Origin of the sequence: Pseudomonas sp. PAMC 25886, from assembly GCF_000242655.1 — a bacterium.
Classification (GTDB): domain Bacteria; phylum Pseudomonadota; class Gammaproteobacteria; order Pseudomonadales; family Pseudomonadaceae; genus Aquipseudomonas.
In genome coordinates this window covers 82470-98705 of sequence record NZ_AHHC01000029.1, presented here as the reverse complement: position 1 = coordinate 98705, position 16236 = coordinate 82470, and the positions used below count along the sequence as shown (strand labels likewise).

The window sequence follows — 16236 nt, the reverse complement described above, 5'->3', positions numbered from 1 at the left end:
TGGCATCTGGTTCCTGAATCCCGTCGGGCCGCCCCACTCTGCGACAAAAGCGCGCACCCCCTCAAGACTTTAGTCGTATGACCGATAGGTCATGGACACCCCGCCCAAACCCCGCATGGATCGCGCTTCTCCCCAGGATCACAGCATGTCTCTTCGTAATATGAATATCGCGCCGCGAGCCTTCCTCGGCTTCGCGTTGATTGGTGCGCTGATGTTGTTTCTCGGCGTGTTCGCGTTGAACCAGATGAGCAAGATTCGCGCGGCGACGGAAGACATCACCCTGAGCAGCGTGCCAAGCATTCGCGCCCTGGACGAATTCACCCAACTGACCCTGCGCCTGCGGGTACTGTCCTATCGCCTGCTGACCAACCGCGAGCCCGACGTCCAGCAAAAAACCCTTGAGTCGTTTGACGTGCGCAATCAGCAGATTCGTACGGCCCAGGCGGTCTACGAGAAGCTGATCGACAGCAGCGAGGAACGTGCTGCCTATGATGAATACGTGCGTCTGCTGGCCCAGTACCATCAGATCGAAGAGCGCATGAAGAGCCTGTCCCGGGCCAATCAGGTGGAAGAACTGCGCACGCTGCTGAACACCGAGCTGCTGAACAACTCGGATCAGGTCAACGCCGTCTTGAACCGCCTGCTGGACATCAACAACAAGATGGCCCTGGCCACCAACCAGCAAGCTGCCGACCAGTACGACCTGGCGTTTGAGCTGGTGGTGATCCTGCTGATCCTGGCCACTGCGTTGACCATGCTGTTCGCCTGGCTGCTGACCCGCAGCATCACCCAGCCGATCGCCCAGGCCCTGGACGCCGCCGAGGAAATCGCCGAAGGCAACCTGACGCGCCCGATCAAGGTGGAAGGCAACGACGAAGCCGGCCGGCTGCTGTTGGCGATGGCCAAGATGCAGGACAAGTTGAAGGACACCTTGCAGCGCATTTCCGGCTCGGCCACCCAACTGGCCTCCGCCGCGGAAGAGCTGAACGCCGTGACCGACGAAAGCGCCCGTGGCCTGACCCAGCAAAACAACGAAATCGAACAGGCCGCCACGGCGGTGAACGAGATGACCAGCGCGGTTGAAGAAGTGGCTCGCAATGCGGTCAGCACTTCCGAAGCCTCGAAGAACGCCACTTCGTCTGCGGGCGATGGCCGTGACTTGGTGCAGGAAACCGTCAGCGCCATCGAACGCATGAGCAGCGACGTGCAAGCCACTGCCACCCTGATCGGCAACCTGGCGGAAGAATCCCGGGACATCGGCAAGGTGCTGGACGTGATTCGCGGCCTGGCGGACCAGACCAACCTGCTGGCCTTGAACGCGGCGATTGAAGCGGCGCGCGCCGGTGAAGCCGGGCGTGGTTTTGCGGTGGTGGCGGATGAAGTGCGGGCCCTGGCTCATCGCACCCAGCAGTCCACCAGCGAAATCGAGCGGATGATCGGCAGCATTCAGGCCGGCACCGAGCACGCCGTGGATTCGATGCGCAACAGCACGGAGCGTGCAGAGTCGACGTTGAACATCGCCAAGGGCGCGGGGATGTCGCTGGATACGATCAATACCGCCATCGTTGAAATCAACGAGCGCAACCTGGTGATCGCCAGTGCCGCTGAAGAGCAGGCACAAGTGGCGCGGGAAGTGGATCGCAACCTGGTGAACATTCGCGATTTGTCGGTGCAATCGGCCACCGGCGCCAGCCAGACCAGTGCGGCGAGCAGCGAGCTGTCGCGGTTGGCGGTGGATTTGAACGGGATGGTGGGGCGGTTCAGGCTTTAACTGACACCAGCGACCCTTGTGGGAGCTGGCTTGCCTGCGATAGCAATCTGACAGCCACGATCTCCAGTGACTGACACACCGCAATCGCAGGCAAGCCAGCTCCCACATTTGACCCGTGTACATCCCCAACACCTTTTTTGACAGCACAGCAATTCAACAGGTTAGAATCGCTGGCACGCAGACTGCATGGTCAGTTTGCGCCTCGTCTTTCCTGCTCATGGAGTACTGCCTTTGAATGCGACGACCATCAACAGCCTGTTCTTGATCGGCGCGTTGCTGGTAGGTGCGAGCATTCTGGTGAGTTCTCTTTCGTCCCGCCTGGGGATTCCGATCCTGGTGATCATCCTGGCCGTGGGCATGATCGCCGGCGTCGACGGCGGCGGCATCATCTTCGATAACTACCCGACTGCCTACCTCGTGGGCAACCTCGCCCTGGCCGTGATCCTGCTCGACGGCGGACTGCGAACGCGGGTAGCCAGTTTCCGTGTAGCCCTCTGGCCTGCGTTGTCCCTGGCGACGGTCGGGGTGCTGATCACCACCGGCCTCACCGGCATGGCAGCCGCCTGGCTGTTCAACCTCAACATCATTCAAGGCCTGCTGATCGGCGCCATCGTCGGCTCCACGGACGCCGCAGCGGTGTTCTCGCTGCTGGGCGGCAAAGGCCTGAACGAACGGGTCACCGCCAGCCTGGAAATCGAATCCGGCAGCAACGACCCGATGGCGGTGTTCCTCACCGTCACCCTGATCGACATGCTCGCCAGCGGCCAGACTGGCCTGCACTGGAGCCTGTTGGGCCACCTGATCCGCGAGTTCGGCATCGGCGGCATCATCGGCCTGGGCGGCGGCTGGTTGATGCTGCAGATGGTCAACCGGATCAACCTGGCCAACGGCCTGTACCCGATCCTGGTGATTTCCGGCGGCCTGGTGGTGTTCGCCCTGACCAACGCCTTGCACGGCAGTGGTTTCCTCGCCGTGTACCTGTGCGGCCTGGTGATCGGCAACCGCCCGGTGCGCAGCCGTCATGGCATTTTGCATATGCTCGACGGCATGGCCTGGCTGGCACAGATCGGCATGTTCCTGGTGCTGGGCCTGCTGGTCACGCCCCATGATCTGCTGCCCATTGCGCTGCCGGCCCTGGGCCTGGCGCTGTGGATGATTCTCTTCGCACGGCCGCTGTCGGTGATCGTCGGCCTGCTGCCGTTCAAAGCCTTCCATGGTCGAGAAAAAGCCTTTATCGCCTGGGTAGGCCTGCGCGGCGCGGTACCGATCATCCTGGCGGTGTTCCCGCTGATGGCCGGCCTGCCCCATGCACAGCTGTACTTCAACCTGGCGTTCTTTATCGTGCTGGTGTCGTTGCTGGTGCAGGGCACGAGCCTGCCGTGGGTCGCCAAATTGTTGAAAGTGACGGTACCGCCCGAGCCTGCGCCGATTTCCCGGGCGGCCCTGGAAGTGCACGTCACCAGCGAGTGGGAGCTGTTCGTCTACCGCCTGGGCGCCGAGAAATGGTGCATCGGCGCGGCCCTGCGCGAGCTGAAAATGCCCGAAGGCACGCGGATCGCCGCGCTGTTTCGTGGCCAGCAACTGCTCCATCCGTCGGGTAGTACCGTGCTGGAAGTCGACGATTTGCTCTGCGTGATCGGCCATGAACACAACCTGCCGGCCCTCGGCAAACTGTTCAGCCAGGCACCACAACGCGGCCTCGACCTGCGTTTCTTCGGCGACTTCGTGCTGGAAGGCGACGCCCAGCTGGGCGCGGTTTCGGCGCTGTACGGGCTCAAGCTCGAAGGCATCGACCCGGACATGCCGCTGAGCCGTTTCATCACCCAGAAAGTCGGCGGTGCGCCAGTGGTCGGCGACCAGGTGGAATGGAACAACACCATCTGGACCGTCGCGGTCATGGACGGGAACAAGATCGGCAAAGTCGGCGTCAGATTCCCCGAAGGAAGTCGCCCGGGCCCCGGACTCTTCCTCTAAACTGCGGGGCGACGGCGCCCGCCCCCTATTTATCACCTTGCTCGACCGGTCTCTATGACAACCCTGCGCACTTTTCTTGCCACTGCCCTGCTGGGCCTGACTCTCTGCGTCGGCACCGTACATGCGGCCGACCCGCCCAGCATCGACTCCGTCCAGCAAACCCTGGACAAGCTGCCGGACCGCAAGCTGCCCGACGCCGACATGAAGGCGCTGCAATCCATCCTGCAGCAGACCCTCACCTTCCTTGGCAACCAGCAGGACTACCAGCAGCGCCTGACGGACCTCAAGCGCCAGCTGGAAGACGCGCCGCGCCAGACCGTCGACAACCAGCGCGAACTGACCCGGCTCAAGGCCACCAAGGTCATTCCGGTCGCCCAGCGCTACGCCACCTTGCCGGTGCCGCAACTTGAACAACTGCTGGTGCAACGCACTACCCAGCAAGGTGACCTGCAAAAAGAGCTGGCCGACGCCAACAGCCTGACCATCGCGGCCCAGACCCGCCCGGAACGCGCCCAGACCGAAATCAGCAGCAGCCAGACGCGTATCCAGCAGATCAACGCGACCCTCAAGGCCGGCAAAGACAACGGCAAGACCCTCAGCGGTGACCAGCGCAACCAGCTGAACGCCGAGTTGGCCGCCCTCAACGCGCTGATTCCTTTGCGCCGCCAGGAACTGGCCGGCAACAGCCAGCTGCAAGACCTGGGCAACAGTCAGCACGACCTGGTGCTGGAAAAAACCGCCCGCCTGGAGCAGGAAATCCAGGACCTGCAAACCCTGATCAACCAGAAGCGCCTGGCCCAATCCCAGGAAACCGTGACCCAGCAATCCATCGAAGCCCAAAAGGCCGGTGGCAGCAGCCTGCTGGCCACGGAAAGCGCGGCCAACCTGAAACTGTCTGACTACCTGCTCAAAAGCACCGACCGGCTCAACGAACTGACCCAGAAAAACCTGCAAACCAAGCAGCAACTGGACAGCGTGACCCAAAGCGACTCGGCGCTGGACGAGCAAATCAACGTACTCAAGGGCAGCCTGTTGCTGTCCAAGATCCTCTACAAACAGAAGCAGGCCTTACCGCGCCTGACCGTCGACCGCGACCTGGCGGACGACATCGCCAACATTCGCCTGTACCAGTTCGAGGTCAACCAACAGCGCGAACTGATCAGCACCCCGAGTACCTACGTCGACAGCCTGCTGGCCAACCAGCCGGCCGATCAGGTGACGCCACAACTGCGGCGCACCCTGCTGGAGCTGGCGATCACCCGCAGCGACCTGCTGGAACGCCTGAGCCGGGAACTGAGCGCGCTGCTCAACGAATCCATCACCCTGCAACTGAACCAGAAACAACTGCTGAGCACCGCCACCACCTTGCGGGCGACCCTCGACGAGCAGATGTTCTGGATTCCCAGCAACAAGCCGCTGGACACCGAATGGCTGGAAACCGTACCGGCGCACCTGAGCAAGCAGGTCACGACCCTGCCGTGGGCGTCCAGCGTCAGCGAACTGTATGACGGCCTGACCCAGCGCCCGCTGCTGTTCCTGCCCCTGCTGCTGTTGATTGGTGCACTGCTGTGGCGCCGCAACGCTCTATATGCCCGGCTGAAAAAAATCCACCAGGACATCGGCCACTTCAAGCGCGACAGCCAGTGGCATACGCCGGTGGCGATTCTGGTGAATATCGCGCTGGCAATGCCGGTGGCGCTGGGCCTGGCGCTGTGCGGCTATGCGCTGCAGATCGACGCCCGCGGGCAAAACGCCAACCTCGGCGCGGCCCTGCTACAGATTGCCCAGGCGTGGCTGGTGTTCTACACCGCCTACCGAATCCTTGCGCCCGGCGGTGTGGCAGAGCTGCATTTCCGCTGGGAAAAACCCCAGGTCGAATTCCTCCAGGGCTGGATACGCAAGCTCGGGCTGGTGGTGTTGGCGCTGGTGGCCGTGGTGGCTGTCGCCGAACATCAGCCAGAGGCCCTGGCAAACGACGTGCTGGGCATCGGTGTGGTACTGACCTGCTACGCCTTGATGGCGTGGCTGCTCGGGCGCCTGCTGCTCAATAGCCCGACCCACGAAAAAGCTTCGCTGTTTCGCAAAGCCGTCGGCCTGGTGTTTACCGCGCTGCCGGTCGCGCTGTTTATTGCCGTGTGTTTTGGCTACTACTACACCGCCCTCAAACTCAGCGACCGGTTGATCAACACCCTGTACCTGCTGATGTTCTGGCTGGTGATTGAAGCCACCTTCGTGCGCGGCCTCGGGGTTGCCGCACGGCGCCTGGCCTATGCGCGGGCCCTGGCCAAACGCCAGGCCGCCAAGGAAGCGGGTGATGGCGAAGCGGTGATCGAAGAGCCGACCCTGGACATCGAACAGGTCAACGAACAGTCGATGCGCCTGATTCGCCTGGCCTTGCTCGGCGGCTTTATCGCCGCACTGTATTGGGTGTGGTCTGACTTGATCTCGGTATTTTCCTACCTGGACAACGTCACCCTCTACGAATACACCAGCGGCACCGGCGCCAATATCAGCATGGTGCCCATCAGCATCGGCGACTTGCTCGGCGCCCTGATCATCGTCGGCATCACCTTCGCCCTGGCGCGCAACCTGCCCGGTTTACTGGAAGTGTTGGTGCTGTCCAAGCTCGACCTGGCCCAGGGCAGCGCCTACGCCACCACCACGCTGCTGTCCTACGTGATTGCCGGCGTCGGTTTTGTCTCCACCCTGTCGACCCTCGGCGTGAGCTGGGACAAGTTGCAGTGGCTGGTGGCTGCGCTGTCGGTGGGGTTGGGCTTCGGGATGCAGGAGATCTTCGCCAACTTTATCTCCGGCATCATGATCCTGTTCGAGCGTCCGGTACGGATCGGCGACACCATCACCATCGGCAACCTGTCGGGCACGGTGAGCAAGATCCGCATCCGCGCCACCACCATCACCGACTTCGACCGCAAGGACATCATTGTCCCGAACAAAACGTTCATCACCGGGCAACTGATCAACTGGTCGCTGACCGACACCATCACCCGGGTCACCCTGAAACTGGGTGTGGACTACGGCTCCGACCTGGACCTGGTGAAGGAATTGCTGCTCAAGGCCGCCGCCGAAAACCCGCGCGTCCTGAAGGACCCGGCGCCCCACGTGTACTTCCTCAACTTCGGCGAAAGCACCCTCGACCACGAACTGCGCATGCATGTACGGGATCTTGGTGACCGCAACCCGGTGATCGATGAAGTCAACCGCTTCATCAACCGCGAGTTCAAGAACCACCACATCAACATCTCGTTCCGGCAGATGGAGGTTTACCTGAAAAACCTGCATGGCCAGGAATACAAGCTGGTGCCGGTAGAAGAAGAAAACCGAACCATCCTGCCGCCCGCCCAGGACCAGGACCTGCCCGAGCCGCCGCCCGCCAAACTCGACTAAACGCGCTATCCCCAGCAGAATGGTCGGACATTCTGCTCAGGAGATGGCCGTTGAAAGCCCTCGACGAACTGACCTTCGACAACCGCTTCGCCCGCCTGGGCGACGGCTTCTCAACCCACGTACTGCCCGAGCCCATCGACGAACCGCGTTTAGTGGTGGCGAGCGAGGCGGCCATGGCGTTGCTGGATCTCGACCCCGCAGTGGCCGAAACGCCGGTATTCGCCGAGCTGTTCGGCGGGCACAAGCTGTGGGCCGAGGCCGAGCCGCGGGCGATGATCTATTCCGGGCATCAGTTTGGCTCGTACAACCCACAACTGGGTGATGGCCGCGGGTTGTTGCTGGGCGAGGTTTATAACCAGGCGGGCGAGCATTGGGACCTGCACCTCAAAGGTGCCGGGCAAACCCCGTACTCGCGCATGGGCGATGGGCGCGCGGTGCTGCGCTCGTCGATTCGGGAATTTCTGGCGTCGGAAGCGTTGCATGCACTGGGTATTCCCAGCAGTCGGGCACTGTGTGTGATCGGCTCTGACACTCCGGTGTGGCGCGAGAAACAGGAACGGGCCGCCATGGTGCTGCGCCTGGCCCACAGCCATGTGCGCTTTGGGCATTTCGAATATTTCTACTACACCAAGAAGCCCGAGTTGCAGAAGGCGTTGGCGGAGCACGTGCTGTCGTTGCACTTCCCGGAGTGCCTGGAACAGCCGGAGCCGTACCTGGCGATGTTCCGCGAAATCGTCGAACGCAATGCCGAGCTGATCGCCAAATGGCAGGCCTATGGGTTCTGCCACGGCGTGATGAACACCGACAACATGTCGATCCTTGGCATCACCTTCGACTTTGGGCCGTTTGCGTTCCTCGATGATTTTGACGCGCAGTTCATCTGCAACCACTCGGATCATGAAGGGCGTTATTCCTTCAGCAATCAGGTGCCGATCGGGCAGTGGAATTTGAGCGCGCTAGCCCAGGCGTTGACGCCGTTCATCACTGTTGAAGCGCTGCGGGAAACCCTCGGGCTGTATCTGCCGTTGTTCCAGGCGCACTACCTGGACCTGATGCGCCGCCGCTTGGGCCTCACCACCGCCGAAGATGACGATCAAAAGCTGGTGGAACGCCTGCTGCAACTGATGCAGAACAGCGGCGTCGACTACACCCTGTTCTTCCGCCGACTGGGGGATGAATCAGCCGCGCTGGCCGTTGCGCGACTGCGCGACGATTTTGTCGACCTCAAGGGATTTGATGAGTGGGCGGATCTGTACAAGGCCCGCGTGGAGCGCGAAGCCAGCGGCACAGAAGAACAGCGACGCGAGCGGATGCATGCGGTGAACCCGCTTTATATCCTGCGCAATTACCTGGCGCAGAACGCTATCCAGGCGGCGGAGCTGGGCGATTACAGCGAAGTGCGCCGGCTGCATGAAGTGCTGACCAAGCCGTTTGAAGAGCAGCCTGGGATGGAACAATACGCCCAGCGGCCGCCGGACTGGGGGAAGCATTTGGAGATTAGTTGTTCGTCGTAAGCGAGCTAAATGAAGGTTTCCACTGAAACTCCAAAACGCTCCGCCAGCCAACGAATCTGACGCAAGTTGAGCTGGCGCTTACCGCTCAGCACTTCCGAAACGACTGATTGCGTACCAACGCCCGGCAGATCACTTTGGTTCAAGCCGTGCTCGCGCATCATTGACCGCAATACATCAACCCCACTGGCGACGGGCATCGGGCGGTGTTCAAGGTCGTAGGCCTCGATCCAGTCGCTGAGAATGTCCACCAGACTCATGAGTGGGCTGGATTCGTCCTCGCCTATCAGGTCCAACAATTCGTCGAGAGCATTGACCAACACATCATAGTCCGCCTCGCTCTTTGGTTTGCGCAGCAATGGCGAAACAAATTCCCAATGCTCGGCAGCGCGTTTAATGAGTGCACTCATTTGATTTTCTCCCTCCACTTACCTTGCTCGTATTCGCGGTGATCGAGCAGGTACTTGATATAAATTCGTTGCACCTGGTAATGCACAAAGGCGATCAGCCGGAGCTTATTGCCCCCGATATCGAACACATGAAATTGCCCTACTTTGTCCGTCGCTGGAAACATTCCTTTCATCGACGCAAAGTCTGCGGGGCTGTTGCGCTTTACTCGCCGATACCACTCATCGAGCGCCGTCGCGGATCGCGGCCATTTTTCTTTTGCTTCCCAAATCCTTTTTTCGCTGATTACTCGCATGCAACATCCTTATCGCATCTTGCTATGAAGGTTAATCTCAGCGCCCAATTATCGCAACTTGCGATAATCCAAAACAGACCAATGGCGCAATTGCGGAACAACCTCAACAGCCTAGATACAACACCTCACGTCAGCACAGGCGAAAATGTATGTGCATGAGTCATTCGCATCGACGCTTGATAAACCTCTGCCCTGGCTCCAAATAGAACCCATTGGCCACTTTCACGGAGCCCACCATGTCCGACTCTCTCGTCATCCCCTGCCCCCACTGCAACGGCCTTAACCGCATCCCCAACGAACGCCTGGGCGATGCGCCTAAATGCGGGCGCTGCAAGCAACCGGTGCTGCTGAGCGAACCCTTTGAGCTGAAACAGGGCGATTACGCCAGCCAGATCAAGGGCGACCTGCCGTTGCTGGTGGATGTGTGGGCCGAATGGTGTGGGCCGTGCAAGTCGTTTGCACCGGTGTTTGAACAGGCTGCCGGGCAGTTGGCCGGGAAATGCCGGTTGGCCAAGCTCGACAGCGAGGCCAATCAGCAGTTATCCGCTCAGTTGGGGATTCGCTCGATTCCCAGCCTGATCCTGTTCAAGAATGGCCGGGAAGTGGCGCGTCAGAGCGGGGCGTTTCCGTTGCCGCAGCTGATGAGCTGGCTGCGCAGTCAGGGCGTTTGAGGTAACGGGACACCCCGGTCCATCACTTGCCTCATCAGCAATACGCCCAATTCGCTCAGTTGATGAATGGCCAACGCGACATCGCGCTGCTTGCCGGTGAGGTCGTCGGAAAGGTCGAGCAAGAGGGTGGTGACTGAGGAGAAGGTTTCGTAGGAGTTGAGGATCAGGGTTTCGGTGGTTTGGCCGGGGATGACTGTAAAAAGGTACGACGGGGGATTTGGAGTAGCTTTATACATGGTCGACATTCCTGATTGGAGCCGCCATCTGATCGCTACTAAACGAATTAGGGTGGCAGCTGTACGCAGGTTAGTAGACCGGGAATGTCGAAGCCGGCGCGCCCGAAGACGCCCTACGCACAGCTACCATCAAGCACAGACTCAACGCCTGAAAGATGAAGCTCATGCACTTAACGACAAACACTCGGGCTACTAAACCCGATCACTGAGAATTCAGCGACCGGGCAACCTTAGAGACGCCCATCCAGACGCACAAGCCGGCGGATTCTGGCGTAACTGTAGGCAACGGCGCAATACGACGATTTCTCTGTAGGAACAAAGACCAATGTGGGAGCTGGCTTGCCTGCGATAGCATCACCTCGGTGTAACTGACAAACCGAGTTGGCTGCATCGCGGGCAAGCCCGGCTCCCACACAAACCGCTCCCACATGGGTGATATGTATTGCCTGCTAAATCACGCGTTTTCCAGCAGGTTATGCAACTCCACAAACTGCTGCGTCAGCTTGTGCCGTGGGTCCAGGTGGATCAGCGGCATGTTGGCCTGGTGCGATTCACGCATGCGCACCGAACTGGTCAGGTACACCGGCAGCACCGGCAACCCTTCGGCAATAAGTTCATCCAGCATCTGCTGCGGCAGGCTCGCCCGGGCCTGGAACTGGTTGACCACGATGCCTTCCACTTCCAGCCCTTCGTTGTGGTCTTCCTTCAATTCTTCAATTTCTGCCAGCAGGCCATACAACGCCTGGCGGGAGAAGCTGTCGCAATCGAACGGGATCAGTACGCGATCAGCGGCAATCAGCGCTGAAACCGCATAAAAATTCAACGCCGGCGGCGTATCCAGGTAAATCCGGTCGTAGTCCTCGCTCAACTCATCCAGCAGCTTTCGCAGCTTGTTGATCTTGTGCTTGGCCTCAAGCTTGGGCTGCAAGTCCGCCAGTTCCGCCGTGGCGGTGATGACGTGCAGGTTGTCGAACGGGGTTTCGTAGATATCCACCTGGTTCTTCTTCGAAAACGGCCCGGAAGACAGGGTTTGCTTGAAGAAATCGGCGATGCCCATGGGGATGTCATCGCCGGTCAGCCCGGTGAGGTACTGGGTTGAGTTGGCCTGGGCATCGAGGTCCACCAACAGGGTTCGATAGCCTTCGCTGGCGCTGACCGCCGCCAGGTTGCAGGCAATGCTGGACTTGCCAACACCGCCTTTTTGGTTGAACACCACGCGCCGCATGGAAAAACCTCCGTGTATCAATGAATGACCGAGTGTAGAGGGCAAAAGCGCTGGTTAGCTACCTCGTTTGTTCCTGTACTACAGCATCAGAGGCTCTATCTCGCACAACAATTTCCCGTCCGTCCGACAAAGCAGGAATTGCCTGACACCTGCTACCCCACCTGCATGACAGACAATCTGTAATTCTTTACAACCAATTTGTAATCAGTCGTGAACAATTCTTTACCAAAGTTTGCTAGAACCCCACGGCACCGGGATAATGCGCCCCACTCGGCCATTGCTCCCTGTCCCCGAATCCGGGGCCAAAGGCCGCACAAGGAAGCCCGCAGGGGCGGGATAACTTCTCAGTGATCAATTTCAACATCGCCCAATGGCGCGCCTGGGCCCCTGGGCTCGAAAGCGCGGACGACTGGCGCGCCTGGTGCCGGCAGCCGACGTTGCTTGCCAGCAGCGACGCGGCCCCCGATGTGTCGTTCCTGCCGGCCATGCAGCGCCGGCGCCTGAGCCGCCTGGCACGCATGGCCTTCAGTGTGGGCTGGCCACTGGCCGAAGGCCCGCAACCGCTGCCCTTGGTGTTTGTTTCCCGTCACGGCGAAACCCCGCGCACCCTCGATATTCTCAGCGACCTGGCCAACGACGAGCCCCTGTCGCCGACCCAGTTCAGCCTGTCGGTGCACAACGCGGTGATTGGCCTGTGGTCGATCCTGCGCAATGAAACCAGCGAAATGACCGCCCTCGCCGCCGCCGGTGATGGCCTGGAGCACGGCGTGCTCGAAGCCGCCGCCCTGCTCAATGAAGGCGCACCGGCTGTGTTGCTGATCATTACCGAGGAGCAGCCGCCCGAAACCTACGCCCGCTGGATCGACGACGTGCCCTTCCCCTATGCCCTCGGCCTGTTACTGACGCCGGGCGACGAGTGGCAACTGGAACTGAATACGGCCGCTGTCCAACCCACCACCAAAGCCCAGTGGCCCCACGCCCTGAACCTGCTGCGCACCCTGCTGAACGAACAGGGCGCCTGCCAACATGCCTGGAAGAACCGAGTATGGAACTGGCAACGCAAGCCCTGACCGAAAAGCCTCGGCAGGCCTACTACTGGCGCCTGTTCGCCACCGCTGCCGCCTTCACCCTGTTTGGCATCGGCGGCCTGTGCCTTCGCGTGCTGGTGTTTCCGCTGCTCAGTTGCCTGCCGGGAGACGCCAAACGGCATCAGCGGCGCGCCCGCCACACCATCAGCTGCCTGTTCTGGCTGTTTATCCGCATGATGACGCGCCTGGGCATTCTGACCTACAGCGTCGAAGGCGCCGAAAAGCTCGGCCGTCCCGGCCAGATGATCATCGCCAACCACCCGTCGCTGGTGGACGTGGTGTTCCTGATCGCCCTGATGCGCCAGACCAACTGCGTGGTCAAGCAGAGCCTGTGGCAAAACCCGTTCACCCGCGGGCCGGTGCGTGACGCCGGCTACATCAGCAACGACGGCAGCGCCGACATGCTCGACGCTGCCGCCGACGCCCTGCGGGACGGCCAGACCCTGATCATTTTCCCCGAGGGCACCCGCACTTCGCCGGGCCAGGCACCGACCTTTCATCGCGGCGCCGCCGCCATTGCCTTGCGAGGTGCGAGCATCATTACGCCGGTGGTGATCAAGGTCAGCCCCACCACCCTGACCAAGGCAGAACCCTGGTATCGCATCCCCAATCGCCGTTTTCACTTCAGTTTGCGCGTGGGTGCCGATATAGAACCACAGGCGTTTGCCGTACAAGGGCCCGCGCCCCAGGCTTCACGCAAGCTTAACGATTACCTGCACCAGTATTTTATTAAGGAGCTCGCCGAAGATGAGCGACCAACACCGCCTTGAGCACGACATAAAAACGCTGATCATCGAGGCCCTGGGCCTGGAAGACATCAGCGAGAGCGACATCGGCAACGAGCAAACCCTGTTCGGCGAAGGCCTTGGCCTGGATTCAGTCGACGCCCTGGAATTGGGCCTGGCGATTCAGAAAAAGTACGGCATCAAGATCGATGCCGACGCCAAGGACACCCGCAATCACTTCACCAACGTGGCCAGCCTCGCGGCGTTCGTCACGGCCCGACAGGCAGCTTGAGACCGTACCATGCAAACTCGTGACGATATTTTCAACACCTTGCGCGACGCCCTGGTGGAACTGTTTGAACTGGAACCTGAACGCGTCACCCTCGACGCCAACCTGTACCAGGACCTGGAAATCGACAGCATTGATGCGGTGGACCTGATCGACCACATCAAGCGCCAGACCGGCAAGAAAATCGCCGCCGAAGAGTTCAAGGCCGTGCGCACCGTGAACGACGTGGTTGAGGCGGTCTACCGTCTGGTTCAACCGGCCGCATGAGCCGGCTGATCGGCCTTGGCCTGTTGCTGGCGGGGCTGCTGTACCCTTTTGCGGTGTATTACGGCACGGAGCATTTTGCCCCGTGGCAGTTTGGCCTGCTGTTGGGCAGCCTGTGGCTGTTGCGTGCCCTGACCGGCGCCAGGCGCCCGGGCAGCCGCTGGATGGCGGCGGCGATCATCGTCTTTTGCCTGCTGCTTGCCTGGTTCGACAACCCGCAAATGCTGCGTTGGTACCCGAGCCTGGTCAGTGCGTTCATGCTGGCGCTGTTCGGCCTGAGCCTGAAATACGGGCCGCCGATGGTCGAGCGCCTGGCACGCATGACCGAGCCGCAACTGCCCGAGAAAGCGGTGGTGTATACCCGCCAGGTCACCGTGGTGTGGAGTGCGTTTTTTCTGTGTAACGGCCTGCTCGCCGCCGCCCTCACCCTGTGGGCGCCGCTGAGCTGGTGGACGTTGTACAACGGCATGATCGCCTACGGGTTGATGGGGCTGTTGTTTGCCGTGGAATGGCTGGTACGACAAAGGGTTCGAGGCCGCGTATGAATTGGTTGAATCTTGAGCACTTGTTGCTTGAGCCTGTAGGTCAGCGTTGGGTCACCACCGAACCTGCCCTGGATCACCCACAGTTATGGGAGAAATCCCTGAGCCTGGCCGCCGGGTTGCAAGCCCGGGGCATCCAGCGCCTGGCGGTGCACCTGGAAGATGCCGGCTTGCTCGCGATCGCCCTGCTGGGTGCATGGCGGGCCGGGGTGAACGTGTTGTTGCCCGCCGACCTGCAACCTCAAACGCGCCAACGCTGGGACGACGCCGTCGACGCCTGGCTGACCGAGGCCAGCGAGCTGGAAGCGCTCTATCAAGCGCCATTGAGCGCCGCGGCCCTGGACCTGGACGCCTGCTGCCTGAGCCTGTGCACCTCCGGTTCCAGTGGCGAACCCAAGCGCATCGACAAAACCCTGCGCCAGATGGCCAATGAGGTCCGGGCGCTGGAAACCCTGTGGGGCGCCGACCTCGGTGAGGCCTGCATCATCGGCAGCGTCGCCACCCAGCATATCTATGGTTTGCTGTTCCGGGTGCTGTGGCCGCTGTGTGCCGGGCGTACGTTTGTGCGTCAGCAGCTGGCGTTCCCCGAAGATTTACAGCGCGCCAGCCGCGAACACCCGCAGTTCGCCTGGGTCGCCAGCCCGGCGCTGCTCAAACGCATGAGCGACAACCTCGACTGGCCGGCCCTCACACCGGTCAAGCGGGTGTTCTCCTCCGGAGGCGCGTTACCCCTTGAAGCCGCCAGCAGCCTTCATCAACGCTTGCAGCAGTGGCCGACCGAAATCCTCGGCAGCTCGGAAACCGGCGGCATCGCCTGGCGCCAGGGCGCACAACCGTGGCAGCCGTTTGCCGACGTGCACCTGACCCAGGACGCCGACGGTGCCTTGCGCATTGCCTCGCCGTACCTGCCCGCCGGGCATATCGAGCACACCGCCGACGCCGCAAATATCCATGCCGACGGCCGCTTCGAATTGCTGGGCCGCCTGGACCGCATCGTCAAGCTGGAAGAGAAACGCATCTCCCTGCCGATGCTCGAACAAGCGCTGGCCGACCATGCCTGGGTCGCCGAAACCCGCCTTGGCGTGGTGCAGGAGAACCGCGCGTCCCTCGGTGCCCTCGTGGTGCTCAGCGCTGAAGGCTTGCATGCCCTGCGCAATCAGGGCCGGCGCACCGTCACCCAAACCCTGCGCCAGCACCTGAGCCAACACTGCGAAGCCCTGGCCCTGCCCCGCCGCTGGCGCCTGTTGCGCCAGTTGCCGTTGAACAGCCAGGGCAAGTTGCCCCAGGCTGACGTCGAAGCCCTGTTGCTGGCGCCCCGCCCTAAAGCGCCGGAAGTGCTGGAGCACGTCGAAGCCAACGGCGAGTGGACCCTGCAACTGGCGATCCCGCCGGACCTCGCCTACTTCAGCGGCCACTTCCCGCAAACCCCGGTGCTGCCGGGTGTGGTGCAGGTGGATTGGGCCCTGAACCTGGGCCAACAACTGCTCAACCTGCCGGGGCAATTCGCCGGGATGGAAGTGCTCAAGTTCCAGCAACTGGTGCGCCCGGACGACCGGATCGAACTGCACCTGCGGTTCGATCAGGAGCGCAGCAAGCTGTACTTCGCCTACCGCAATGAGACGGCGGCCTGCTCCAGTGGGCGTATTCTTTTGGAGCTGGCGAGTGAATAACCCTCTGTGGCGCTGCCGTTCCCTGTGGCGAGGGGGCTTGTCCCCCGTTGGGCTGCGAAGCAGCCCCAAAACCGGTGGAGGCGTTCTGCCTGACACACTGCGGGTACCTTATGGGGGCTGCTTCGCAGCCCAACGGGGGACAAGCCCCCTCGCCACAACAAG

At 61.3% G+C, this 16236-nt stretch carries 15 protein-coding genes and 1 pseudogene; 12 read left to right on the top strand and 4 right to left on the bottom strand.

The features are described from left to right. Positions 1-91: 91 nt before the first annotated feature. The 5 genes and pseudogenes from MUM_RS1000000134965 to selO form a co-directional block, all read left to right on the top strand. Positions 92-865, top strand: a pseudogene (locus MUM_RS1000000134965) (MCP four helix bundle domain-containing protein); the annotation flags it as partial. A 33-nt stretch (positions 866-898) separates the two neighbouring features. After that, entirely contained in the window at positions 899-1771 is an 873-nt protein-coding gene (locus tag MUM_RS1000000134960; RefSeq protein WP_405046157.1) for a methyl-accepting chemotaxis protein, read from the top strand. A 231-nt stretch (positions 1772-2002) separates the two neighbouring features. Continuing rightward, positions 2003-3745, top strand: coding sequence for a potassium/proton antiporter (locus tag MUM_RS0109295; protein WP_008439183.1), 1743 nt, complete (start codon positions 2003-2005; stop codon positions 3743-3745). Between the two features lie 54 nt (positions 3746-3799). Next, the gene (gene mscK / locus MUM_RS0109290) at positions 3800-7150 is read left to right on the top strand and encodes a mechanosensitive channel MscK (protein ID WP_010169253.1); all 3351 of its coding nucleotides are present in this window, start codon (positions 3800-3802) and stop codon (positions 7148-7150) included. 50 nt (positions 7151-7200) lie between these two features. Continuing rightward, on the top strand, positions 7201-8664 hold the full coding sequence (selO, locus tag MUM_RS0109285; RefSeq protein ID WP_010169252.1) for a protein adenylyltransferase SelO: 1464 nt from the start codon (positions 7201-7203) through the stop codon (positions 8662-8664). Between the two features lie 5 nt (positions 8665-8669). Here selO and MUM_RS0109280 read toward each other — a convergent pair whose 3' ends face one another. Both MUM_RS0109280 and MUM_RS0109275 read right to left on the bottom strand, forming a co-directional pair. Beyond that, the gene (locus MUM_RS0109280) at positions 8670-9071 is read right to left on the bottom strand and encodes a helix-turn-helix domain-containing protein (protein WP_010169251.1); all 402 of its coding nucleotides are present in this window, start codon (positions 9069-9071) and stop codon (positions 8670-8672) included. Then, positions 9068-9364, bottom strand: coding sequence for a type II toxin-antitoxin system HigB family toxin (locus tag MUM_RS0109275; protein ID WP_010169250.1), 297 nt, complete (start codon positions 9362-9364; stop codon positions 9068-9070). Before MUM_RS0109275 ends, MUM_RS0109280 begins: the two co-directional genes overlap by 4 nt. A gap of 236 nt (positions 9365-9600) precedes the next feature. Between MUM_RS0109275 and trxC the strand changes: the two genes are divergently transcribed. Continuing rightward, positions 9601-10035 carry a thioredoxin TrxC gene (gene trxC, locus MUM_RS0109270; protein WP_010169249.1) on the top strand — a complete coding sequence of 145 codons (435 nt, stop codon included), beginning with the start codon at positions 9601-9603 and terminating at the stop codon, positions 10033-10035. Here trxC and MUM_RS0109265 read toward each other — a convergent pair. Together MUM_RS0109265 and MUM_RS0109260 are read right to left on the bottom strand one after the other, a co-directional pair. After that, entirely contained in the window at positions 10023-10271 is a 249-nt protein-coding gene (locus tag MUM_RS0109265; RefSeq protein WP_010169247.1) for a DUF6124 family protein, read from the bottom strand. The genes trxC and MUM_RS0109265 overlap by 13 nt on opposite strands. A gap of 454 nt (positions 10272-10725) precedes the next feature. After that, positions 10726-11496, bottom strand: coding sequence for a ParA family protein (locus tag MUM_RS0109260; protein WP_003209397.1), 771 nt, complete (start codon positions 11494-11496; stop codon positions 10726-10728). Between the two features lie 347 nt (positions 11497-11843). Between MUM_RS0109260 and MUM_RS0109255 the strand changes: the two genes are divergently transcribed. From MUM_RS0109255 to MUM_RS0109230, 6 genes are read left to right on the top strand one after another with little or no spacing between them, the layout of a single operon-like run. Next, on the top strand, positions 11844-12566 hold the full coding sequence (locus tag MUM_RS0109255) for a beta-ketoacyl synthase chain length factor (RefSeq protein ID WP_010169243.1): 723 nt from the start codon (positions 11844-11846) through the stop codon (positions 12564-12566). Continuing rightward, on the top strand, positions 12542-13354 hold the full coding sequence (locus tag MUM_RS0109250) for a lysophospholipid acyltransferase family protein (protein WP_010169242.1): 813 nt from the start codon (positions 12542-12544) through the stop codon (positions 13352-13354). Before MUM_RS0109255 ends, MUM_RS0109250 begins: the two co-directional genes overlap by 25 nt. Further along, positions 13332-13601 carry a phosphopantetheine-binding protein gene (locus tag MUM_RS0109245; RefSeq protein ID WP_008439197.1) on the top strand — a complete coding sequence of 90 codons (270 nt, stop codon included), beginning with the start codon at positions 13332-13334 and terminating at the stop codon, positions 13599-13601. The genes MUM_RS0109250 and MUM_RS0109245 overlap by 23 nt, the downstream gene beginning before the upstream one ends. Before the next feature lie 9 nt (positions 13602-13610). Further along, positions 13611-13865, top strand: coding sequence for an acyl carrier protein (locus tag MUM_RS0109240; protein ID WP_003209389.1), 255 nt, complete (start codon positions 13611-13613; stop codon positions 13863-13865). Further along, a complete protein-coding gene (locus tag MUM_RS0109235; protein ID WP_010169241.1) occupies positions 13862-14407 on the top strand; it encodes a membrane protein in 546 nt (181 codons plus the stop codon). The genes MUM_RS0109240 and MUM_RS0109235 overlap by 4 nt, the downstream gene beginning before the upstream one ends. After that, positions 14404-16074 (top strand): acyl-CoA synthetase family protein, encoded by a 1671-nt coding sequence (locus MUM_RS0109230; protein WP_010169240.1) that lies wholly within the window; start codon positions 14404-14406, stop codon positions 16072-16074. Before MUM_RS0109235 ends, MUM_RS0109230 begins: the two co-directional genes overlap by 4 nt. Positions 16075-16236: the final 162 nt, after the last annotated feature.